Genomic DNA, 22,579 nt, shown 5'->3' on the forward strand with positions numbered 1-22,579 from the left:
TCTAATCAACTATCTTATTATGATTTACTAGTTTATCAGGTTTACAGTTTTTTAGCATTCTAAAATTTCACGAAAATGCCCATGATTCAAATTAAATAGTATGTATTCCATCACAAATATAGACCATATGAAAAAGGAAGTATTTCATTTAGCCCATTTATATTATTTAAACAGAGAGAGAATTTCCCCGGAAATAATCGAAATATGAAATTGATCTACCGACAGGATGTGAGTTCAAGTGCAAACTACCGTCCTTGCTAGTCAAGTTTTTTCAAAAAAGCCAGATTATCGACTATTGGTTACAATCTAGGGAAGCAAATCTATTTTTTACCAACGGCTAGTGGAAAGGCTGGCTTCTATATTACTCGCCTTTCTAACTGCGTTGGAAGGAAAAGTATGAAGCAATGTTCCTTCTTAAGGAGGTGTGAGCAAAACCATTTAGTTTCATGACTGTGGTAGACTGCCTATCGTTTTTACTGCTTTCTTACAAAAAAGAGGTATCCAGCAATTGTTCAATTGCTGGATACCTCTGGAAATCTATTTATGGTTCTAGTTTGCTAGTAAAAGCTGGATAACAATTTATTAGTTTGATCATCTTGCAAGTTTCATTTAACCAGACACCACGGGACAGGCGCTTGCACTCTTGTTTCTTAATGATTTTTTAAAATCTCATTTACTGTTGATTCAACTTCAGCACGACCCATTTTTTCTTCGCCTTTGCTTAATGCCTTTAAAGTCTTTTTAGCGAGTGCGAGTGGAATTTTGCAAAATAACAAGATGTTTTTTGTATCAATGAATTGGATATATTCGTCCGCCATCTCTAAATGGACATTGGCGTAGTTAAACATTTCTTTACGTCCCCATCCGTCTGGGATAAAATGGACACCACGTTCTGCATCCTCATCTTGATTTCGTAGCATATTTACGGCTTGTAGGCCTCTTCCATATCCAATTGCCAAGTCACGATCTGTTTTTGTACCATCATACCATTCCCAAATATCTGAGAGCATCACACCTACTAAGCCTGCCACATAATAAGTATAATCATCTAGATCTTCTTTAGTTTTGACGATCCAATCTTTTTCCACCCACTTGGCCATACCGTCTGCCATAATACTGGTTGATTCCTTAACCTTATCGATAACACCAGCGGGACATACGTTTAGCCAGTCATGAAGTCTCAAAGTCACTTCAGGTAAAAGATGTTCATAGGGTTTTAACAACTGCTGATAAGCATGAGGATCAAATTTTGTTTGAAGAAGTCGACTAGTCGAACGAAGTAAATGTTGTTTCGTATCAGATGGCAACTCTTCATGATCTTCAATTTCATCAATGGCACGCATACACAAGTAAGCAGATCCAACTGTTTCTCGTAAGGTCGGATTCAATAATTTAATTGGGATGTAAAAGGTTCTACTTGTTAACTTTAATATGTGCATCGCTTCTTTTTGCAATGTAGCTCCATAACTCAAGGGGGTTCCTCCTTCACTAACTAGTAGTGTCTCGTTCCATCTGCATTTTTTTATGATTTTTCGATCAATTTATTGTTTCGTGTACCCTTATCATACACGATTTAGTAGGGCAGTTGCTAGAGATAAATCTGTCAAAGAGGCTTGGAGAAAACTGGAAGCTTTCACCTACTCCAAAATCAATAAGGTAAAAGAGGCATAATCGTTTGAATCTCAAATTAATCAAATGTTTGATTAAATTTGTTCAAGAAGGATTTTGTCTGGGAAGAAGGGAGTTTTTATGGCTAAAAGTTCAGCTTTTGGTCCGCTTTTTTCACAAAAGACATATTTATTTCATTATCATAATAAAGTTAGTGTATGAATCAATTTCATAATAGAGATTTTAGAATTCAAATCCGAACAACGCTGATTTACGCTTCAGGTGGACGCTTTCCGGGGGGCGTGCGGTGAGCTCCTCATATGTGCTCCTGCGGGATCTCACTTGTCACGCGAATCCTCCGAGGTGCCGCCACCTTCCGCTCCAATAACTAGTTAAGGAAATACATGGATTAACCATTCAATCTCCTTTCACAATAACGTTCGTGTATTGATCGTTAATAAGCAATTATGACATTGATTCGTATATTAAAAAATTTAATTATAGAGAAGCCTATGGTAGACTATAAAATAGAACAAATAAGGGAGGAAGCGATTACATGGATTACATAACATTGAATAATGGAATTCGTACACCGCAATTAGGATATGGTGTCTGGAAGGTACCAAATGAAGAAGCAGAGAATGCCGTTAGACAAGCTTTAGAAACTGGATATCGTTTGATCGATACAGCCAAAATTTATGGAAATGAAGTCGGAGTTGGAAAAGCACTGGCGAATAGTAATCTTGCTCGCGAAGATATCTTCCTAACGACAAAAGTTTGGAATGCTGATCAAGGATATGAAACAACTTTAAAAGCAATGGATGAAAGTCTTGAAAAGCTTGCTCTAGATTATGTGGATCTTTACTTAATTCATTGGCCAACACCAAAATATGATACGTACGTAGAAACGTATAAAGCTTTAGAAAAACTCTATAAAGATGGAAAGGCAAAGGCAATTGGTGTTTGTAACTTTGATATTGAGCATTTACAACGCATTATGGATGAGTGTGAAATTGTTCCAGCAGTGAACCAGGTCGAGTGCCATCCATATTTACAGCAGAAAGAATTAAAACAATTTTGTAAAGAGCATGGTATTTTTCTTGAAGCCTATAGTCCATTGATGAATGGAACAAAAGTGATTGAAGATCCAGTGATTCAAGAGATTGCCAAGCAGCATGGAAAAACACCGGCTCAAGTTATCCTACGTTGGCATTTGCAGACAGATGTTATGGTTATCCCGAAAACCGTCACACCTTCACGTATGCAAGAAAACCTAGATGTCTTTGATTTTTCCTTAACAGATGAGGACATGGAAAAAATTGCCTCATTGGATCGCAATGAACGTCATAATTCTGTTCCCAACGAAATGAATAAAAGATAATGAACAAGCGGATCCTCCATACTTGCATAGTAGGGAGGATTTTTTCATTTCTCAAAATTGGAGATCTAGGGTATGGTAAAATGTTATCAAAACAATGACGGGAATAATCGGCTTACGAGGAGGATTTAGATGTTTGAACAAATAAACGAGAAAAAAGAAAAGTTAGATAGTCTGAGGCCAATACCGAAATATACTTTAAAGAGTTTACAGGAAAAGCTATTGCTTGAATGGACATATAACACTAATGCGATAGAGGGTAATACGTTAACACTCAACGAGACAAAGGTCGTATTAGAAGGAATCACGATTGGTGGAAAAACGATGAGGGAGCATTTAGAGGTCATTAACCACCGAGATGCGGTAAAGTACGTGGAAGAAATTGTACAAAGAGGTGAACCATTGTCGGAATGGCAAATAAAAAATCTCCATCGTCTTATTCTAAAAGGAATTGATGATGATTATGCGGGTGTATACCGTGACCAACAGGTATTGATTGCTGGAGCCAACCATGTCCCTCCTGCTCACTTCTTAATTAAGGAACAAATGGAACAATGTGTAGAGTTGGCAAGAGGAGAGGCATTAGACATACATCCAGTGGAAAGAGCGGCCATATTACACAGGATTGTCGTTGGTATTCACCCATTCATTGACGGGAATGGACGTACATCCCGCCTATTGTTAAATCTAGAATTGATGAAAGCAGGTTTTCCACCCATTGTCATCAAAGTGGAAAATCGATTAGCTTATTATGAAGCATTGGATAAAGCCCATACCGCGAAAAATGACGATGATTTTATTCAGTTCGTCATAAAAGAAGTGAAAAATTCGTTGGATTTATATTTGAGTGTTCTTTCTTGAGCAACGATTACAGGGGGAAAAGGATGGAAAAATGGAGCGGTTCGGCCGCTATTTGTATCAATGAATATCAACAAGTGCTAATGGTCAGAAGCAAGGACGCGGATTTATGGGCTGTGCCGTCCGGTGGAATGGAGGCGGAAGAAACACCGGAGCAGTGCTGTATAAGAGAGGTGAAAGAAGAAACAGGTTATCATGTACAAATAATTAAACCTTTATATATAAAACATGCAAACATCAATGGGATTCAAGTAAAAACTTATTATTTTCTTGCCCAGGCAATTGGCGCTAGTCGAGGCATTCAAGATCCGGATCAGCTTATTGAAGAAAAAGCATGGAAATCTCTAGCAGATATTCTAAAACTTAATCATATGTATCCGGAAGATGTGGATCTACTTAGATTTTTAATTGGAATGTAAGGGGATGCAAACAGATGGAGGGGTGGGGGAGCTTTTATTTTTTTATAACCGAAACGAATTTAGAACATTTTACGTCTATATTATGAGTATCGGAGATTACTAATACATAATGTAAAGTAAAGATTGGAAGAGAAAATGAATAAAAAAATCTTATTATTTTTGCTTATCTTTTTAATACTAATCGTACCTATCATTGTTTATTCCGCAAAGGGACACAACCAAAGTGAGTTTGTTCGTGTTGATGGGATTGAAAACTTTTCATCAGAAACAGTACAAGGAACTGGTGATTATTTTCTGATTTACCCAAGGGACTTGCGAGTTTCACAGGATTTTACATTAGTGAAAGAAGTAGAAAAAAGTGGTAAGGTCATTCGGAAATATAAAATATTCGATGAAGAACTTTCAAGAATGCTACCTCACCAGAAACCCAATAATATGAACCAATTATATATATCCTTTTTTGGAGATACGGCTATTGATAATTACTATTTTACCTATGATATCCCCAAAAAGAGTTTTGAAAAAGTGAATGTTGATTATTTTAATTTTGATGTTGGCATTGACCATCTTATGCACTATGGAAACGACATTATTTTACAGACGCTCGTGTCACATAAAACTGGTGATCAAAATTACAATGAAAAAATAGGTGGTTACAATGTTTCCATTTCAAACGCTACAGTCAAAAAAAGCTTTGAAACAGAATACCGGCATTCTCCACTCTTTGCACCAATTTTAAATTTTGAGGAGAAGTTGATATACGGAACAACGGCCACATTAGAAAAAAATGACGAATATGCAGAGCATGGAATTGCTATAGTGGATCTAAAGAATGATTCAGTAAGGTATGAAAACTTTGGCACAAAAGATATTGCGCTTATTCCCCTTTTTTCAACAAGTGAACTTGCTTATATTTTGGGGGAGAATGGAAAAATGTATGTTTATGATCAGGACTTTCAGTACTCTACTTATGAGCCCTTTAAAAACTTACCACCACAACAGTATTATGATATTTACGAAAATGGACAATTAGCTTTAGATGATCACAGAATTTTATATTGCTTGAGGGGAATAGGGGAGGAAGAACGTTTCTCCTTAGGTATCTTAAATTTAGAGGGTGAGCCAAATTTTCAATTATTCAATGCCGATTTTGCCAATACAGAACATTGGTATGAGCCCCTCTATCAGAACATAGAGGAGAAAGAAATATATGTGAAAGAAATGAGCAATGATAAGGAAGGAAATCATATCATTATCCTTGACAGTGAAAGTCTTAAAGTAAAAGCCAAGATACCTGTTGATTCTAATCATTTGCTAGATTTTATTGTGAAAATTAATTAATAGGAATCTCGGAGGTCCTAATAAAAGCAAAAACTGAGGGAAATCCCCTCAGTTTATTTCTTTACCAACTCAACGAATTGTTCAAGTTTATCTAATGACCGTAAGTTCTGATTGCATGTTAAGCTATCTGTGCAAATATAATTTCCGCGATTTGTGTAGGTCTCTTTGCCACTTTTGACGTTAGCCATAAATAACCCAACTTCTTCATGGCCATTGCATAAAGCACAAATGCCTTTTGTGGATTGGCGAAAGGTTCCGTTAATACCAATCAATTTTCCTTTATAGTCGAATATGAGAAATTTCTTTTCTGAGCGGATATCATACCAGCCCAAATAAGAGATTTCCTTAAAGTTAACTTCCTTTAAAGAAGAAGGAAGCTTTAATTTTTTTGCTTTAGGAAATAGTTTGCTCACTGTTTTTTCCGTTATAGTTTTAAAGGGAATCACATAATCCTTCAATTCGTTTACATATTGATTCGCTTGAGAATCTTCTTTTATTTCCGTAACAGGGCTTAAAAGCAAGCGCTGCTGTTCAGTGATTTCTGGGAACAACTCTAGGATTTTATCAAGAGTTCCAAACTTTACCGCCTTTAAGACATTGGGATCTTTCACAGTGTTATAGGCATGCACCAGATTTTTCACTTGGAATTTTATAAATTGATATTGATCACTTCGAATAAATGTTTCTATTTTCAGATGGCTTGTCATATTTACTAGCTCCTTATTTTATTATTTTTTAATAAGGGGCAAAGCCATTATGCGGCGATTATTTGATTGTCCACCCCATGCAAAGAATCGCCTTTTCCATAATAGGCTTTGCATGAGATGCTACCAATTCTGGCGGTAGGGTACTCGCCATTTTCTATCACCTCCGGTAAATATGTTCGTATTATACAACAGATTGAAAGGATCTTGAACCCCTGTTAAAGGATTTTTCTTTCTTGGAATCGAATAAGGATAGCATAGGTAAATAATCGGAGGGATGAAATGAGTCATCTTATATCGTTAGATCAAGTGTCTTTTTCGGTAAAAGCCCCACATGATTTTACTTGGCTCCATGATCTAGGTAATGTCTTTGTCGTTTTTGCTGAACAGGATTCAGGCAATTTGAGCTTTGGTGTGGAAAAGAATGACGTGAAGAAGTTCGTTAAATATGCGGGTGCAAGTCCTCTTCACTTTGCTGGAGATCCGGAAGAAGCGATCACAAGGTTAAAAGAAGCAATCCCTGTTTATGAGAGTTTGCAACACCCAAATTTAGTAAACTTAGTTGAACATTTTCAGCTTGAAAATGGTTATGCGCTCGTATTTGAATGGTTTGAGGGAGAGGGTCTACATCCGCATTGGAAATTTCCCCCTCCATTAAAATATGAACACCCAGACTCACCGTATTTTCGCTTCCGGCAATTATCGATTGATCATCGATTAGCAGTGTTAAAGAATATCTTTGAATTCCATGTTCATGTGGAAGAAATGGGATATGTGGCCATTGATTTTTATGATGGTAGTATCTTGTACGATTTTAAACATCATCAAATGAAGATATGTGATATTGATTTGTATCAGCAAAAGCCTTACACCAATCCAATGGGCAGACTTTGGGGTTCATCCCGATTTATGTCCCCTGAGGAATTTATCGAGGAAGCCGAAATTGATAGTAGAACGAATGTCTTTTTAATGGGAGCGACGGCATTCGCGTTAGTCGGAGGGGAACTGGATCGATCAATCGAAAAATGGGAAGCTTCTCAGGCACTGTACGATGTGGCCATGCAGGCTAGTGAAAAAGAGCGGGATAATCGCTATACAAGTGTGAAACAGTTTTTCCAAGCATGGGAAGAGGCTTTGAGAATTGAGAAAAATAATGAAAAAACCTGATTTGATCTTAGATATTGCCGGCGTATTGGCTACTAATTTTTCACCCTTATTTTGGCACTACTTATCTACCACTTATGATGTGCAGTATGAAGAATTGCTCAAATTTAGAAAAGGGGTCCGCGAAAAATTATGGACAGGAGAGATGACGGAACAAGCTTTTTGGGAGAATTTACAAAGGCAAGTTCCTAACCTTCATATTGAAGCGGCTAAAGAGCAATTATTATCGATGATTACCCCTTTACCAGCTGTTGAAGAGATTCCTGGTTGGAGTGAGATTGCGAACATTCATCTGTTAAGCAATCATCGGCTTGAATGGATCGAACATATCCTCATCCCGATTCAAGAGTATTTAACAAGTGTAACAATTTCTGCAGCGGTAGGCGCATGTAAACCAGGAATTTCCATATACGAAAAAACTCAAACCTACCTAAGAAACAATGGAATTTTGTTATTTGTCGATGATCAGGAGAAAAATTTGATAGGGGCAGCGGAACTAGGCTGGGACACGCTGCTTGCTGATGAGCAGGGAAAGTGGACGGAGAAAGTTTCTTCGCTGCTAAATCAATAGTAGATCCGTAAAAGAACATATTACGGCAGCATCAACGTTCGAAAGGGGGACTTCCAATATTTATACATACGATTACACCAAGTATAATAGAAAGAAAAATTTGCTATGATGCGACGATTGTAGAGTATCCTTGTACTTTATTGTATGCGGACAAGAAGCATGCAGTTCTTTTTCATAAGGTCCAGAAGTCTTTTTCGATGGTGACAGAACAAGAAACCTTAACCATCCCAGTAGGGAGTTATACGCTGGCTTATTATTGGGAAGATCGACCTTATAATTTGTATATTTGGCGAGACAAGAATGGCCATTATTTGGGGTCCTATTTTAATATTGTGAAAAACACCTCTATCACAGACTCCCTTATCACTTTTGAAGATTTGATTATCGATGTTTTGGTTTTTCCGAATGGTGATTGGTATATTTTAGATGTGGAAGAGCTGCCTGTGGCGCTTGCTCAGTTTGAAAAGGGATATGTTCGACAGTCTATAGATTTACTAAAAAATGGACTTGATAACCTTCTTTTGCCAATTTTAACAGAGGGAGAAACAAAATTTGGACATAAGTCGCTTTTTACTTTGTTGAATGGATAAACAGTATTTGATTTAGACTTTCATGTTTAGGAGCGTATTAAAAAAATGAAACATAAAACAGGAAAATTATACGAAACTCATTTATATGAGCCGATTCAAAACTATTTTACCCAACATGAATATGAGGTTTACGGAGAAGTTAACCATTGTGACTTAATTGCTGTAAAAGAGAATGAGCTTATTATTGTTGAGCTAAAGCTTAATTTAAGTGTGGAACTCCTTATACAAGCTACCATAAGACAACGCTTATCTGACCTCGTTTACATCGCTATTCCTAAACCCAAGTACAGTCTATTCTCGAAGAAATGGAAAAACATATGTTACTTGATAAGGAGACTTGAGTTAGGTCTAATCATCGTTTCAATTGAACAGGATCAGGTTGAAATAAAAATTCCCCCATCCTCTTTTGATCGAAAAAAGAGCATGGAAAGGAGCAGGAAAAAAAGAAACAGGCTTCTCAATGAACTTAAAGGGAGGCATGGGGACCATAATATTGGTGGGAGTCATAATACTAAGATTATGACGGCATATAAAGAAAATTGTATCCACATTGCTTGTTGCCTCGAACATTTCGGCTCGTTATCGCCTAAAGCACTCCGTCATTTGGGGACAGGGGAGAAGACCTTATCTATCCTCAATAAAAACTATTATGGCTGGTTTAATAGAATTCGCAGAGGAACATACACCATCAGCGAGTTGGGGAAAAAAGAGATACATGAATACCCAGAACTAATTCGTCATTATGCCGAATTAGTAGGGAATTCGTCTGATTAATGATTTCTGCATTCATGTCCATATGAAAGAGAAATAATCGAAAAATGGAGGATAACTATGAATGAAAACCTGAGAAACTCGATTAATCAATTATCGGAAAGTGAAGCAAAGTCAATTCTCTTACAAACAATGCTTCGGTTAAAAAAGATACCAGAGTCTAATGAATCACAGCGACAGATGATAAAAGATTTACATGTATGGTGGAACCTTAAATTTGCTCAAAGTAGTAAAAAATGTACTGAAATGGAATATAAAACGGTACATATCGTCTGCGGCGAATCTACTACAGGTTCACTAAAATTTGGGTTAGAACATGGGAATAAAGTGATCGGCTTTCCTGACTTCTTTGCTGCTGGTCCCATTTGGAAGCTTCATGAAGAAGAAGGACGTACGCATCGCTATGAATGGCTACGGGATCATTTGAATATTGAGGATGATTTTATTGAAAAAGAGTATCAAAAAAGATTTTCAAAAACGCTCGCGGAACTAGAGGCGATTCCAGACCATGTTCCGATTGTGCTCTGGACCGGTGAAAATGCGGGCGAACAAACAGGGATACGCTATCTTTTGTATATGTTGAAGGAAAAACCGAATGATGCCTTCCTAATCAATACAACCCTTGCCTATCAGGAGTTATATAATACAAATGAAATCCAGTATTTTTGTTTTCACACAGGAGAGGTTCATCCAGAGAAGTTAAATGATATTTATCAAAAGAACTTGCCGGAAGCTTTAACCCTTGAGGAGAGATCACGATTCGAAAAAGAATGGATCACTTTATCTAACACGAAGGGCGTAGTGCGGATCTTGGAGGATCATATCATCAAAGAAGTAGGGGAAGATTACTTTGATGAGTTGCTTATAACCGCTGCTCAAAATTTACACAAGCAAAAGGGGAAGGATTTTATTCGAACAGGTCGATTGATTGGAGAAGTGCTTGGACAGATTGATGGCATGGTAGGAGATTCCTTTTTGGAATATAGAGTGCGGTGTTTGATCAATCAAGGGGTTTTTGAAATAAAGGGAATTCCTAAGGCAATGCGATATTATCGTGTGAAGCTAAGGGAATGAGCATTTTGGAAACCGTTAGAATATATTAATCCTTTGCAATGGGATTAAATTAATAGGGAGGGCAATGATGACAACATTTAGCGATCCATCTCATTTACCTGGGTGGCTTCGTCCACATTCACTCGAATGGTATAAGCAGCTTAGCGGGCAACAAGGGGAATATGAATACTCTTGGGAATCTACTCATACGGAGCCAAATGGGGAGTCGATTTTTGATCGAGAAGTGGCCGAGATGGTTCAGGACAAAAAGGTGCTCGATATTGGTTGCGGACATGGGGAATTCACAAATAAGTGTGCTTTACGAGCGAAAGAGATGATTGGTCTTGATGCAACAGATCGATTCATCCAAATAGGAATGGAAAATAGAAAATCAAATGTTTCTTTTATCGTAGGCAATACGAAACAAGGTTTGCCCTTTACTGCTGATACATTTGATTGTGCCTATATTCGCAAGGGACCAACATCTGTTTATCCTTATTTGCCACAAGTAGTTAAAAAAGGAGGGAAGATCCTTGCCTTACATCCTGGTGATAAATCACAAAAGGAACTTCCCCAGTTATTTCCAAACCTGTTTACAGCGTCGACAGGGACACCAGTCTTGGATATCATTCAACAAAAAATAGAAAATAATTTTACAAGTTCAGAAATTGAGACCATCAATAGTATCGAATATTTTCATACGCCTGTAGATATTATTAAGCGGCGGTGTTTTGGTCAAAAACCAGAAGTGATTAAACAGGTGGAAGATGCAGCTTTGGAACAGATTAAAAAAGTGTTTGATAAAGAGGCCACAAAGAACGGCTTAGCTGTTACTCAATCGTATTATATTGTGAGGGCCACCGTTTAAAAAATCAATCAAAAGAAGTGATGATGATAGTGGAAATCATACTCTGTTTTGTAATAGGAAGTTTCTTTTTGTTAGTAGGCTTTGTGGCTACTCTAGAACGAAGATTACCCTGGTCGTTTCGGTTCTTAATTATCTTGTTTGGCCTAGGGTTTTTGGTGTATTCTATTTATCAATTGTTTGAATGGCTATTTATGTAAAGTATGGAGGATTTTAATGGAAATTAATTATGGCTTAACAGAAGAAGATTATCTAAATTTCAATTTGTTTCATGCTAAGAATTCAAATACAGTAAAAAGAGCTTTGAACATCCAACGATTTTTATTTCCACTACTCTTGATTGTCATCTCGTAATTCTTTCACACAATGGCGGATATGTCATTCTTGGGCGCATTTATCCCTTTTCTATTAATAAGTATATTATGGGTGATTTTCTATCCGAAATATTTTTATCGCTCCATCATTCGGAATAAGAAGAAATTAGTCAAAGAGGGAGAAAATGAAGATATATTAGGAGAATATCGGCTGGCTTTGTCAGAGACAGGAATTGCGGAGAGAACCTCAAAGAGGGAAACACAAGTAACCTGGTTAGGTATACACATATGGAAGGAAGTTCAGCAAGCAATCTATCTTTATAATAGCTCTGTTAGTGCATATATTTTACCAAAGAGAGATTTGCAGAATGTAGAGGGGGCAAAGATGTTTATTCAGGCGCAAATTAAAGAGGCGGAAGTAGACTAGATGCATAAAGAATAGTAAGGAGAACATCTAAATGAACTTATTTACTAATGAGATAGATGGCTGGGATTCATGGGGAAGACTCTATCAATCCATTCCGACATTTGAACCGCTCATACAATCGATATTTGCAAAAGAGAAGCTTCCATTTACGGAAATAGAGCATTGTACACCTGGAACAAATGCTGTCTTTAAAATAGGAAAATATGTGATCAAAATATTTGCACCGGCAGAATCAGGGATTGATAGTACGATGGATTTTACAACAGAATTATTTGCGATGCGACGGGCCGTGCAGCTTGGTGTTTCTGTACCAAAGTTGGTCGCAAGTGGAGAGGTAAAAGATAAATTCCTATTTTCCTACTTAATTATGGAATATATCGATGGAACGGAACTTAATAAGATAAATTATACTTTAACGCTTGCAGATAAAATAGCGATTGGTCATAAATTACGCAAACTTACGGATAGAATGAACATACCTTGTGTCCCTTTTAATGATACCGATGTGATCCAAGATGAGAATCGGCAAAAGCGCTGGGCAAAGTATCCAGAGAGATTCAAAAAGGAGCGAAAAAATTATATCAAAAACTATAAGTTTGCTGAAAAAGTGTTTGTCCATGGTGATTTAAATGGGGACAACCTCTTGCTTGCGGATGATCATACTATACATATAATCGATTTTGCGGATGCAGTGCGAGCTCCGCTAGTCTATGAACAGGCCTTGATTGCTTGTGAATTATTTAAATTTGATAAAGCCTATATGCAGGGGTATTTTGGCTGTGCTCCAATTGAAGAAATAACGGAAATTTGCTTTAATGGGCTATTGATTCATGATTTTGGCGGAGATGTGATTGAACAAAATATCTGTCCGAGCACCGAATTAAAGAACTTGGATATACTGCGTGAAAAAATCGATCTGTTACTCACAAATAATGAATAAAGTTTGCATACTAGCTTGATTACCAGTTTGCTTATATAAATCTATAGGAATAGTACAAATCTTTGTTATAATAGGCTCCATAGAAAGATTTTTAAAAAATGGGGTTCATATATGCAAAAGATTGAAGCTACTCTTTTAACTATGGTGATTGTACATAATGAAAAAAGCGGAGAAATATTACTTGTTAACCGTCCAAGTAAAAGAGGATTTCCTGGATACCTAGGACCCGGCGGAAAAATAGAACTGACAGAAAGCTTTGCAGAGGGGGCCGTAAGGGAGTTAAGAGAAGAAACGGGGTTGCTCGTGAATCCGGAAGATCTCATTTACAAGGGTGTTGACGAGTATATTTTACTTGATGAGGGCTATCGTTATATCGTGTTTAATTATGTAGCAACGAAATACGAAGGAAATTTGTTAGAAAACGCGCCTGAAGGTGAACCACGTTGGGTTTCCAAAGAGGAAGTTGCCGATTTACCGATGCAGTCATGGTTTCGAAGAAGATTACCTTACTTTTTTCAAGAGGGAACCTTTGAGATCTCTATCCATTTAAAAAACTTTGAGAGTTCGCCGCTTAAAGAAAGTGTACGTAAAATAGGATAATCGTTCGATAAGAGGCATTGCTTAAAACATAAGCAATGCCTTTGTTATTTTTAATCACTAGCGAGGGAGCTTCTATAGAAACTATATAGATTAAATTTTGTCTCATACTAATTCGGGTCAAGACGGCAATTGCTTTAAAAAGTACTATGAACATTAAAATGTTACTATATAGTTTTATATGCTTTTCCCATAAGATTATGAATGTAAGCGCTTGTTAGATAAAAAGAGGGGGAATGGGAATGCCTAAGAGATTAAAAGTTTTAGGTCTATTCAGCATTATTATGCTGCTCAGCTTTTCACTTATTGCATGCAGTAAGGAAAGCGGAAAAGAATCAGAGGCAGAAAAGGAATTATTATCGGCTGAAAGTGAAGGGCTTCCAGAAAAGTTTGATGAAGAAGTGACGATCACGACAGTAAGGCACGTAGGCGGTGACGTTACATTTAAAGATGGAGAAACTATTGAAGATAATGTCCATACGAGATGGGCGAAGGAGAAATTCAATATTAATTTTGACTACTTATGGACAACAAGTGGTCCTAACGATGCTTTTACAACCAAAATAAGGCTTGCTTTATCATCAAATGAAAAAATGCCTGATATCATAGCCTTAAGAGATACGGTAGACCAAGATCTAGTCGATTCAAAGAATTTTATGCCGGTTGGCGAATTGTTTGATAAATATGCATCCGATACATGGAAGGCAGCAATGGCAGAGGACCCAAGTGTTTGGTATCCATATATGCGCGATGGTGAAAAGATGGCGATACCGATCCTAGATTATGCATATAATGGGGATCCTGTGTTATTTATTCGCGAAGATTGGATGAAAAAATTAAACCTTGACGCACCAAAAACAATTGATGAATTGGAAAAAATTATGGATGCTTTCGTTAACGAAGATCCAGATGGTAATGGAAAAGATGATACTTATGGATTGGCGCTTGGGTTTAAAAACGCCTTAAATACTTGGATGAGTGATGCTGGGTGGATATTTGGGGCCTATGGAACGATGCCTGACCAATGGAATTTAACAGAGGATGGAAAATTGGAAAATGGCTCTACTAATCCAGCCATGAAAGAGGGACTTGCTACACTAAATAAATGGATGGAAAAAGGATATATCAATAAAGAGTCTGGGCTATGGGACGAAACAAAAGCTTCTGAATTATTTACAGCTGGACGCGCAGGAATTATAGCTGGACCACACTGGATGGTAGACTGGCCATTACCAGATACGAAAGCGAATATTGATGGAGCAGAGTACCGAGCATATCCTATACCAACGGGACCAGATGGGAAAGCGGGTCGTCGTGGGACGGCTATTAACAATGGAGCTGTTCTCATTAACAAGGATGCGGATCCAGAAGTCATAAAGGCGTTTTTCGTCTACCAGAATTATCTGTTTGATCATTATGCTAATCCTGAAGAAGGCGGAGAGTTTGAACATGGATTTGCAGAAGGATATGATTATTTGCTAGAAGATGGCAAACCTTCTAGAGATGTACCTGGTGGGACTATCGCGGCAGAAAAGTATTCTTTAACCTTTGATGTTGCTCGAATTCCATCTCTGCAGTTGGAAACATTGAACAAGCTCGCTGATGGATCAGAACCGGAAACACCGTTTGAAAGAAAGGTTAAACAAAATGCAGATGTAAACCCGGAAATATATGAGGCCGCGAAAATTGTAATCGACCAAAAAGACATCACAATGCCAAGTATGTTTACAGGTGCACCAACAGAGACTCAGAAATCACGCGGTCAATCCCTTGATAAGATTTTAGATGAGGGTTTTAATAAAATTATTTACGGTGAACTTTCATTGGACGAATTTGAGAATCTCGTTGAAAAGTGGAAAAGTTCTGGCGGAGACAAACTGACAGAAGAAGTGAATGAGTGGTATGATTCAGTAAAATAATCTGTTTATAACGGGTCCATCATAATGAGGACCCGGCTTTCACTTGCACTTATGAATTTAAGGGGATTTTTTATGAAATGGCGTAAAACACTTTTTGCAAAAATAGTTATGATCCTATTATTGATTGTTATTCCGATTACCGGGATCTACACATATTCTTATTATCAAAGCTTGACAATTATGGAGAATGAAGTAAAAGAACGGAACCTTAATCGTCTTTCCATCGTTAAAAACCAGATTGATAGCAGCTTTGATAATATGTCAATTCTTCTATTATCCTTGAGCGGACATTCTAGTATTAAAGATTTGAAAAGTGCTGAACTGTATAGCGAATATGAACAATTTTTTGTAAAACGGCAGATTCTTGATCAATTAGCCTTATTACAAGGGATTAGCTCATGGAAAGCAGACTTCTCTGTTTATGCACCAAGACACTCTATTGCATTGGAAACCAAGAGTGATGGTGTAGCCACTGAAGATATCGCCAGGGAATGGGAATTGAGAACGGACAAAAAGAACGGTACGTCTTATTTCATCAAACATCTCATAGAACCAATAAATAGTATAACGTTAGGCACAGATCCAGATATTGTAATGGAAGTTAAAGTACCAGTTAGCAATATTGAGAGTTATCTTGACCAATTAAAATTGAATCAATATAGCGATCCATTTATGTATCAGACTGATAAAGAAGCGCTTGTTTCAGCTTCGGGCAGCAAAGAAAAAATGCGTGAAATTATTAATTTAATTCCCAACATTGATCAAGAAAATCAAGGGAATGTGACAGTTGTGTATGATGATCAGGAATATTTTCTGACTTATATGAAACTGGATAAATTAGGCTGGATTATTGTTGATTATACGTTGGCTGAAAATGTTTTTGCGCCTTTAACAAAAACAAGAAATATGTTTTATCTGTTTGTAACGATTATGTTGCTATTAAGTATCTTAACGACTTATTTATTTTATCAAAACATCCAAAGCCCAATCCGGAATATGATCCGAGCGATTCAACGTATAAAAGGAGGAAATTATTCCGCAAGGATAAAGCCTAATCAAATTCATGAATTTCAATTTATGGTTTCCAGTTTTAATGATATGTCCCAACAGTTAGAAACATTAATTGAAGAAGTGTATAAAGAAAAGATCCGCTACCAAGAGGTCCATTTAAAACAACTGCAATTTCAGATTAATCCCCACTTTCTATACAATTGTCTATTTATTATTAAAAACATGGCGAAATTGAAACAATATGAGGGGATTGAAGCAATGTCCTTACATCTAGGGAATTACTATAGGTATATGACCAAAATAGATGATAAAAAAGTAACGCTTCGAGAAGAACTGGAATTTGTCAAAAATTATTTAGACATACACGTGATCCGATTGCAACGATTGAATTATGAAATCAATGTTGTAGAAGAAATGAACAATCTTTATATTCCTAGGCTCCTAATTCAGCCGATTGTTGAAAATGCATTGGAACATGGAATAAAGGCGAATAAAGAAGGGGAAATCTTGCTCACTGGAAGAATAATAGATGGCTTGAATCATATTAGTATTGAAGATAGCGGTATGGGATTATCGGAAGAGGAACTGGAAAAATTACAACAAAAAATTAATACTTCCATAAGTTCTCAAGATGGACAAGGTACTTGGAATGTCCATCAACGCTTAACCTTTCACTTTGGAGAAGATTCGGGTCTTATATTTTCTAAATCATCCATGGGGGGGCTCAAAGTAACCATACGCTGGAGGTAAATCATAGATGTATAATCTATTAATCGTGGACGATGAACCATTTATTGTTGAAGGGCTGGCTATACTAGATTGGGAGAGAATTGGGATTAACAAAGTATATAAGGCGACTTCTGGCGAAGAGGCGTTAACAGTCATTCAAGAGAATTCTATTGATATTATCATCACAGATATTCAGATGACTGATATGTCTGGGTTAGAACTAATTGAATCATTAAGCAACGACAGGGTAAGAAAATTTATTCTCCTTTCTGGCTATGCTGAATTTGAATATGCAAAGCAAGCGATCCATCTTTCCGTATGCGATTATTTACTAAAACCAGTCGCCGATGAAGTAGTAATGGAGGCAGTTCAAGATGCTATTCAATCCATACGAAATGATCGTCGCTTCTTTCATGAAATTATGAAAAAAATCCCCTTTTTTACCGAGTCTGATTTGGATGTCATTCCTTTCGACATTTTATATGATAAACCCCAGTTGCTAGATTTATTGAATGTTGGAAATTGGGATGGCGCTGAGGAAAGAATTAAAGAAATATTTGCCCAACTGAGGATTGGAGATTATCAATCTCATGAGTTCATTCTTCAAGCTTATTTTATGATTTGTAATACATTTACCCACTATTCTCATAAAAACGGTTATTTATTGACAGATGTAATAGGAAATCAAATTCATTCCATGCATGAATCTGCTTATACCGGATCGATCAATGATTTACAACAAGTTTCTTTAAGAACATTTGCAAAGCTTAAAGCCAACTTTAAAAAGGAAAAAGTGACCAATCATCGATCTATCGTGGATCAAGTGAATCATTATATAAACATTAATCTTTATAAGGATGTATCGTTACAAGAAGTAGCTGACCATGTTTACTTGCACCCCGCTTACTTATCAAAAATTTACAAGACAGAAACGGGAAAATCGTTTAGTGATTTTGTTTTTATTCGAAAAATGGAAGAATCAGCTGTTCAGTTGAAGAACTCGAATAAAAAAATATATTTGATAGCAAATGAAGTCGGCTACAAAGATCCTTCCTATTTTATAAGAAAATTTAAAGAGTTTTATGGAGTGACGCCACAAGAATATCGTCTTCAATCATAGGCTCTTAACGTGATGAATAATAAATATGAAGCAGGCAGGTGAATAAAGGTGGAAGTACAGACAAGCACCTCAATCCAAACAGTATCTAAAAGAAAAGAGAAACAAAAATGGAATCTAAAAAGAAATTGGCCTCTGCATGTATTTTTGTTGCCAGCGCTTGTATTAGCTCTTGTTTTTAGTTATGCCCCTTTGCCAGGAATTATTATGGCTTTTATGGATTTTAAACCGTATCTTGGCTTTACTGAGTCACCATGGGTCGGATTCGAGCAATTTAAAAGAATGTTAGAGTTTGATGATGCAAGACAAGTAATCTGGAATACTCTTATTATATCCTCTTTGAAAATTGCTTTTCATTTAATTGTCCCAATAACTTTTGCAATCTTACTAAATGAAGTACGGAAAATGGCATTTAAACGAACAGTGCAAACACTAGTCTATTTACCTTACTTTTTATCCTGGGTTATCCTGGGTGGAATTATGTTGGACATGTTATCAGTTGATGGTGGAATCGTAAATAACTTTCTAACCACTGTATTCGGAATCGAGCCGATCTTTTTTCTTGGTGAGGGTGATTGGTTTCGATTTACCGCGATTGCAACGGATGTGTGGAAGGAATTCGGATATGGTGCCATTGTTTTCCTAGCTGCTTTATCAGGAATAAATCCAGATTTATATGAAGCTGCGACGATCGATGGAGCGAACAGATTTCAGCAAATTTTGCACATTACTTTACCATCGCTCATACCAATTACTATTGTAGTGGCAACGCTCGCCTTAGGAAACGTCTTAAACGCAGGATTTGACCAAATCTTTAACTTATACAATCCATTAGTTTATGAAAAGGGTGACATTATTGATACGTTTGTTTACCGCGAAGGATTGTTAGGTGGGCAATTCAGTTTTGCAACAGCAGTTGGCCTCTTCAAATCTCTGGTAGGGATGGTTCTGATTATTACAGGTTATAAGCTTGCACATAAGTTTGCAGGGTACCGCATTTTTTAAAGGAGTGTAACCGATGCATTACAAAAGTACACCATATACGATTTTTACGATCTGTAACTATATATTCCTTGGTTTCTTGGGGATTATTTGTATACTACCATTAGTCCATATTCTAGCTGTCTCATTTAGCGGCTCTGCACCAGCAAATGCCAATTTAGTTACGTTTATCCCAATTGATTTTACCTTTGACGGATGGGAAAAGACATTGGGTAATGACCGCTTCCTTCGTTCTTTATGGAATGGCGTTCTTCGAACAGTACTTGGAACATTCATTAGTTTATTTTGTATGATTTTAGCTGCGTATTCATTATCAAAAGAGGATAGTGAATTTAGAGGGAGAAAGTTTTATGTGTTTTTTTTCATCTTTATTATGCTGTTCAATGGTGGTCTGATTCCGACCTATATATTGATCCAAAATCTTGGGTTAATTAATACAATTTGGGCATTGGTACTACCTTCGGCTATTAACGTTTTCAATATGATTTTATTATTGAATTTCTTCCGTACCGGAGTTCCGAAAACATTAGAAGAAGCTGCCTTTATCGATGGAGCCGGTCATTTTCGGATTCTGTTCAGTATCTATTTGCCAATTTCTATGCCTGCGATTGCAACAATTGGTTTGTTTACAATGGTTGGCCAATGGAACTCTTGGTTTGATGGGTTGATTTATCTTAATGATGCAGCTAAGTATCCGTTATCTACTTTTTTACAAACGGTTATCGTTCAGCAGGATTTATCGCAAATGAACGTGAACCCAGAGGAAATGAAGAATTTATCAGAAAGAACATCAAAATCCGCACAAATTTTTATTGGTGCTTTGCCAATATTAATAGTGTATCCGTTTTTACAAAAATACTTTGTAAAGGGGATTGTGTTGGGATCTGTTAAAGAATAGTCTCTCCATTACTTAACATAGTAGTAGGGAGCTAGAATGGGAAATAGCGAAACAATAGCAAACCTAATTAAGTTCTGCTTTTCCACCCCCTTTTTGTTATAATGATGGTAGATCATGAGAGGGGACAGTTGAATACATGAAAAAGTATTTTATCATCCGAATTTTGGTTGTGTTTTTATATATTGCTATTTTGTGGTATGGGCTAACGGCGAGAACCAATACTGGCTATGCGGTGATTATTATTGGGATGTTAGCTGGTTTAGGGATCAATTATTGGAATTACCGTGTTAATTTAAAAGGGACACTTGAAAATCCTCCAGTAGGAGAAAAGTCGAAGAAAACGCAATAAAGTGAAACTTCAATCAGTGGGGGGGTTCTTCATCCCCACTGATTAATGGGGTACAAAGGCTAAGGTCGCGACGTCCTGTCGCAACGCGTGACCTATATCCTGTAGGCCCGAACCAATCGGGCCGTTACTGGCAGTTGATCCCCCACTTACAATTCTTCATTTCCTTCGAATTCTTGAAGTGGGGGTCTTACCGCCAGTTACACTGCGATAAAAACGACAGCTTGGTCTATTTGCCGAGCTGTTTTTCCATTCCTCAATATTTACTAAAAAGGTGATATTCAGCTATGGGGGTACAACGATAGAGGGGAGAGAATCTACGGAGCCTACGGAATTCTTCTTTTCCACGATCATTGTACAGGTTTCCGTTTCTATACTGCTATTATCTTTCCGCATATTTGCCATTAGGGTTGTCTATAACCTTACCATCAAAGTGCAAATCGCGGCAATCGAATCTCCTGGTTGATTACAATATCGCCCTTTCTTCCATGCATCTTCATTTCCATAGGCTTCGCTTTTAGAATAAACAGCAATGCCTAGCAAAATAAAGATGCACAGAAAAGGTTGCTTGTTTTGAACATCCTTGTCTCTATTCTAATTGGGCGTCCCTTATCAACCATACCCGCTAACTCCAGCTTTATCCTCCATGACCAGTCAAAATCTTGATAAGTGTTTCTCCCAATTGTTGTACATCTTCGACTTTTGTATTTTTTCCAAAGGAAATGCGGATAAATTCCTTTGCTGGTTTTCCAATTATCCCCAATGCTGTCATTGTTTTAATGGGAGCTTGACTGCCGACTTGGCAGGCGCTTCCAGTTGAAATCGCATATCCCGCACGATTGCACTCCAGCATTATAAGCTGGCCTTCAATTCCTTTCATTCTTAGTCCAATAATTGAGGGTAGATCAGACGGATAGACTACAATCTGCTTGCCCTTAGCATTGATTGTCTCTAAAAATACTTTTCGGAGTTTTAGAGAATGATGATATTGCTCTTCCATATGGGCGATTGTTTTTTGCGCGGCTAAGGTCGTTGCGGCGATCCCCGGTACATTAACTGTTCCAGGACGGAATCCCCCTTCATGGGTCGTGTTCGGATAAAAGGGATGCCAATGTAGATGTGGGCTTAGGTAAACTACTCCCACTCCCTTTGGACCATAAAATTTATGTCCTGAAATTGCCAAACTATCAACAGATTGGACCATTTCCTGCATGTCTAGTTTTCCAAAAGCCTGCACACAGTCACTATGTAAAAGAATCCCATTATCACGACATATCTTGCCTATTTCTTTAATTGGTTGACTTGTACCAATTTCTGAATTAGCAGCTTGGATTGTTATCAAAACAGTCTCCTTACGAATGGCGTCTGTTAATGTTTCCACATCAATATGTCCATCTTGATTGAGGGGGATAGCTGTTACCTCATATCCATTTTGCTTACATTTTTCAAGTGTACTATGAATGGAAGCATGCTCCGCAATACTCGTAATAATATGGTTTCCGCTTTTTATAGGTGATGATAACAAAGCTTGAATGGCTAGGAAGTTTCCTTCTGATCCACCACTAGTAAAATAAATCCCTTCTTCATGAACTTTAAGCATGTGCGCGAATTCCTTCCGACATGTTTCTAATAGTTGCTGCGCTTGACCGCCTGTATCATGAAGGCTGCTCGTATTGCCAAAAAAGTCAGTGGCCGTTTGTACATATAGTTGAGCCGCTTCTTGGTCAAGAGGACAAGTAGCCGCATAATCAAAGTATTTGATGATGTTTTCTCTCCTTTTTAGAGGTTCCGCAAAAATCCGGACCATCTGTTAAATTCGTCCATATCCTTGGTAGTCAGGATAGAGATCAAGTCATGTGTTCAGAGATCTTTTATCCTGCCTTTTGAACAACCATTCTAGTATTGTTTAAAAAAACTCTTGTCATAAGTTTAATTATATGTAAATATATGTGTCAAG

23 protein-coding genes are annotated in these 22,579 nt (G+C 37.2%); 20 read left to right on the top strand and 3 right to left on the bottom strand.

All coding sequences use genetic code 11. From position 1 onward, the window contains the following. Window positions 1-650: 650 nt before the first annotated feature. Complete coding sequence (locus J2Z23_RS03885; RefSeq protein ID WP_057988521.1) at window positions 651-1,472, bottom strand: squalene/phytoene synthase family protein; 822 nt, start codon at window positions 1,470-1,472, stop codon at window positions 651-653. Between the two features lie 692 nt (window positions 1,473-2,164). On the opposite strand from J2Z23_RS03885, the gene J2Z23_RS03890 reads away from it, so the two are divergent. From J2Z23_RS03890 to J2Z23_RS03905, 4 genes are all read left to right on the top strand, one after another. Then, window positions 2,165-2,989 carry an aldo/keto reductase gene (locus J2Z23_RS03890; protein WP_064467796.1) on the top strand — a complete coding sequence of 275 codons (825 nt, stop codon included), beginning with the start codon at window positions 2,165-2,167 and terminating at the stop codon, window positions 2,987-2,989. A gap of 129 nt (window positions 2,990-3,118) precedes the next feature. Then, a complete protein-coding gene (locus J2Z23_RS03895; protein WP_064467797.1) occupies window positions 3,119-3,847 on the top strand; it encodes a Fic family protein in 729 nt (242 codons plus the stop codon). A gap of 23 nt (window positions 3,848-3,870) precedes the next feature. Further along, window positions 3,871-4,263: an NUDIX hydrolase gene (locus J2Z23_RS03900; RefSeq protein WP_209973262.1), complete on the top strand. Its 393-nt coding sequence runs from the start codon at window positions 3,871-3,873 to the stop codon at window positions 4,261-4,263. 135 nt (window positions 4,264-4,398) lie between these two features. Further along, a complete protein-coding gene (locus tag J2Z23_RS03905; RefSeq protein ID WP_209973264.1) occupies window positions 4,399-5,604 on the top strand; it encodes a hypothetical protein in 1,206 nt (401 codons plus the stop codon). 53 nt (window positions 5,605-5,657) lie between these two features. On the opposite strand, the gene J2Z23_RS03910 is transcribed toward J2Z23_RS03905, so the two are convergent. After that, a complete protein-coding gene (locus J2Z23_RS03910; RefSeq protein WP_174517101.1) occupies window positions 5,658-6,311 on the bottom strand; it encodes a FusB/FusC family EF-G-binding protein in 654 nt (217 codons plus the stop codon). Window positions 6,312-6,590: 279 nt separating this feature from the next. Here J2Z23_RS03910 and J2Z23_RS03915 point away from each other — a divergent pair, with 279 nt between their 5' ends. From J2Z23_RS03915 to J2Z23_RS03990, 16 genes are all read left to right on the top strand, one after another. Then, a complete protein-coding gene (locus J2Z23_RS03915) occupies window positions 6,591-7,475 on the top strand; it encodes a protein kinase domain-containing protein (RefSeq protein ID WP_064467798.1) in 885 nt (294 codons plus the stop codon). Further along, a complete protein-coding gene (locus tag J2Z23_RS03920) occupies window positions 7,450-8,043 on the top strand; it encodes an HAD family hydrolase (RefSeq protein WP_238456093.1) in 594 nt (197 codons plus the stop codon). The genes J2Z23_RS03915 and J2Z23_RS03920 overlap by 26 nt, the downstream gene beginning before the upstream one ends. Before the next feature lie 56 nt (window positions 8,044-8,099). Beyond that, entirely contained in the window at window positions 8,100-8,633 is a 534-nt protein-coding gene (locus tag J2Z23_RS03925; RefSeq protein WP_082881237.1) for a ribonuclease FAU-1 family protein, read from the top strand. A 45-nt stretch (window positions 8,634-8,678) separates the two neighbouring features. Next, window positions 8,679-9,407: a DUF2161 domain-containing phosphodiesterase gene (locus tag J2Z23_RS03930; RefSeq protein ID WP_057988472.1), complete on the top strand. Its 729-nt coding sequence runs from the start codon at window positions 8,679-8,681 to the stop codon at window positions 9,405-9,407. Between the two features lie 57 nt (window positions 9,408-9,464). Next, window positions 9,465-10,478 carry a DUF1835 domain-containing protein gene (locus tag J2Z23_RS03935; protein ID WP_238482598.1) on the top strand — a complete coding sequence of 338 codons (1,014 nt, stop codon included), beginning with the start codon at window positions 9,465-9,467 and terminating at the stop codon, window positions 10,476-10,478. A gap of 67 nt (window positions 10,479-10,545) precedes the next feature. Next, window positions 10,546-11,325, top strand: coding sequence for a class I SAM-dependent methyltransferase (locus tag J2Z23_RS03940; protein ID WP_238482599.1), 780 nt, complete (start codon window positions 10,546-10,548; stop codon window positions 11,323-11,325). 213 nt (window positions 11,326-11,538) lie between these two features. After that, a complete protein-coding gene (locus tag J2Z23_RS03945) occupies window positions 11,539-11,676 on the top strand; it encodes a hypothetical protein (RefSeq protein ID WP_165589660.1) in 138 nt (45 codons plus the stop codon). Between the two features lie 30 nt (window positions 11,677-11,706). Continuing rightward, window positions 11,707-12,063 carry a YcxB family protein gene (locus tag J2Z23_RS03950; RefSeq protein WP_057988469.1) on the top strand — a complete coding sequence of 119 codons (357 nt, stop codon included), beginning with the start codon at window positions 11,707-11,709 and terminating at the stop codon, window positions 12,061-12,063. A 31-nt stretch (window positions 12,064-12,094) separates the two neighbouring features. Further along, on the top strand, window positions 12,095-13,003 hold the full coding sequence (locus J2Z23_RS03955) for a phosphotransferase (RefSeq protein WP_209973266.1): 909 nt from the start codon (window positions 12,095-12,097) through the stop codon (window positions 13,001-13,003). Window positions 13,004-13,114: 111 nt separating this feature from the next. Then, the gene (locus J2Z23_RS03960) at window positions 13,115-13,603 is read left to right on the top strand and encodes an NUDIX domain-containing protein (protein WP_057988464.1); all 489 of its coding nucleotides are present in this window, start codon (window positions 13,115-13,117) and stop codon (window positions 13,601-13,603) included. A gap of 239 nt (window positions 13,604-13,842) precedes the next feature. Further along, window positions 13,843-15,519 (top strand): extracellular solute-binding protein, encoded by a 1,677-nt coding sequence (locus J2Z23_RS03965; RefSeq protein WP_082881239.1) that lies wholly within the window; start codon window positions 13,843-13,845, stop codon window positions 15,517-15,519. Window positions 15,520-15,591: 72 nt separating this feature from the next. Further along, the gene (locus J2Z23_RS03970; protein ID WP_064467800.1) at window positions 15,592-17,280 is read left to right on the top strand and encodes a sensor histidine kinase; all 1,689 of its coding nucleotides are present in this window, start codon (window positions 15,592-15,594) and stop codon (window positions 17,278-17,280) included. Window positions 17,281-17,287: 7 nt separating this feature from the next. Continuing rightward, the gene (locus J2Z23_RS03975) at window positions 17,288-18,379 is read left to right on the top strand and encodes a response regulator transcription factor (RefSeq protein WP_057988458.1); all 1,092 of its coding nucleotides are present in this window, start codon (window positions 17,288-17,290) and stop codon (window positions 18,377-18,379) included. A 48-nt stretch (window positions 18,380-18,427) separates the two neighbouring features. Beyond that, on the top strand, window positions 18,428-19,381 hold the full coding sequence (locus J2Z23_RS03980; protein ID WP_057988456.1) for an ABC transporter permease: 954 nt from the start codon (window positions 18,428-18,430) through the stop codon (window positions 19,379-19,381). A gap of 13 nt (window positions 19,382-19,394) precedes the next feature. Then, window positions 19,395-20,276 (top strand): carbohydrate ABC transporter permease, encoded by an 882-nt coding sequence (locus J2Z23_RS03985; protein WP_057988453.1) that lies wholly within the window; start codon window positions 19,395-19,397, stop codon window positions 20,274-20,276. 136 nt (window positions 20,277-20,412) lie between these two features. Beyond that, window positions 20,413-20,625, top strand: a complete 213-nt coding sequence (locus J2Z23_RS03990) for a hypothetical protein (protein WP_209973268.1) — start codon at window positions 20,413-20,415, stop codon at window positions 20,623-20,625. Window positions 20,626-21,259: 634 nt separating this feature from the next. Here the strand turns inward: J2Z23_RS03990 and J2Z23_RS03995 are convergent. Continuing rightward, a complete protein-coding gene (locus tag J2Z23_RS03995; RefSeq protein WP_238482600.1) occupies window positions 21,260-22,429 on the bottom strand; it encodes an IscS subfamily cysteine desulfurase in 1,170 nt (389 codons plus the stop codon). Window positions 22,430-22,579 lie beyond the last annotated feature (150 nt).

Origin of the sequence: Lederbergia galactosidilytica (assembly GCF_017873565.1) — a bacterium.
GTDB classification, from domain to species: Bacteria; Bacillota; Bacilli; order Bacillales; family Bacillaceae_C; genus Lederbergia; species Lederbergia galactosidilytica.

What these genes read in the sequence shown, in the direction of transcription:
- J2Z23_RS03905 (WP_209973264.1), top strand. Translation starts at nt 4,399, where the DNA reads ATGAATAAAAAAATCTTATTATTTTTGCTTATCTTTTTAATACTAATC.
- J2Z23_RS03985 (WP_057988453.1), top strand. Translation starts at nt 19,395, where the DNA reads ATGCATTACAAAAGTACACCATATACGATTTTTACGATCTGTAACTAT.
- J2Z23_RS03940 (WP_238482599.1), top strand. Translation starts at nt 10,546, where the DNA reads ATGACAACATTTAGCGATCCATCTCATTTACCTGGGTGGCTTCGTCCA.
- J2Z23_RS03955 (WP_209973266.1), top strand. Translation starts at nt 12,095, where the DNA reads ATGAACTTATTTACTAATGAGATAGATGGCTGGGATTCATGGGGAAGA.
- J2Z23_RS03895 (WP_064467797.1), top strand. Translation starts at nt 3,119, where the DNA reads ATGTTTGAACAAATAAACGAGAAAAAAGAAAAGTTAGATAGTCTGAGG.
- J2Z23_RS03945 (WP_165589660.1), top strand. Translation starts at nt 11,539, where the DNA reads ATGGAAATTAATTATGGCTTAACAGAAGAAGATTATCTAAATTTCAAT.
- J2Z23_RS03910 (WP_174517101.1), bottom strand. Translation starts at nt 6,311, where the DNA reads ATGACAAGCCATCTGAAAATAGAAACATTTATTCGAAGTGATCAATAT.
- J2Z23_RS03930 (WP_057988472.1), top strand. Translation starts at nt 8,679, where the DNA reads ATGAAACATAAAACAGGAAAATTATACGAAACTCATTTATATGAGCCG.
- J2Z23_RS03935 (WP_238482598.1), top strand. Translation starts at nt 9,465, where the DNA reads ATGAATGAAAACCTGAGAAACTCGATTAATCAATTATCGGAAAGTGAA.
- J2Z23_RS03890 (WP_064467796.1), top strand. Translation starts at nt 2,165, where the DNA reads ATGGATTACATAACATTGAATAATGGAATTCGTACACCGCAATTAGGA.
- J2Z23_RS03990 (WP_209973268.1), top strand. Translation starts at nt 20,413, where the DNA reads ATGAAAAAGTATTTTATCATCCGAATTTTGGTTGTGTTTTTATATATT.
- J2Z23_RS03965 (WP_082881239.1), top strand. Translation starts at nt 13,843, where the DNA reads ATGCCTAAGAGATTAAAAGTTTTAGGTCTATTCAGCATTATTATGCTG.
- J2Z23_RS03995 (WP_238482600.1), bottom strand. Translation starts at nt 22,429, where the DNA reads ATGGTCCGGATTTTTGCGGAACCTCTAAAAAGGAGAGAAAACATCATC.
- J2Z23_RS03960 (WP_057988464.1), top strand. Translation starts at nt 13,115, where the DNA reads ATGCAAAAGATTGAAGCTACTCTTTTAACTATGGTGATTGTACATAAT.
- J2Z23_RS03900 (WP_209973262.1), top strand. Translation starts at nt 3,871, where the DNA reads ATGGAAAAATGGAGCGGTTCGGCCGCTATTTGTATCAATGAATATCAA.
- J2Z23_RS03975 (WP_057988458.1), top strand. Translation starts at nt 17,288, where the DNA reads ATGTATAATCTATTAATCGTGGACGATGAACCATTTATTGTTGAAGGG.
- J2Z23_RS03915 (WP_064467798.1), top strand. Translation starts at nt 6,591, where the DNA reads ATGAGTCATCTTATATCGTTAGATCAAGTGTCTTTTTCGGTAAAAGCC.
- J2Z23_RS03970 (WP_064467800.1), top strand. Translation starts at nt 15,592, where the DNA reads ATGAAATGGCGTAAAACACTTTTTGCAAAAATAGTTATGATCCTATTA.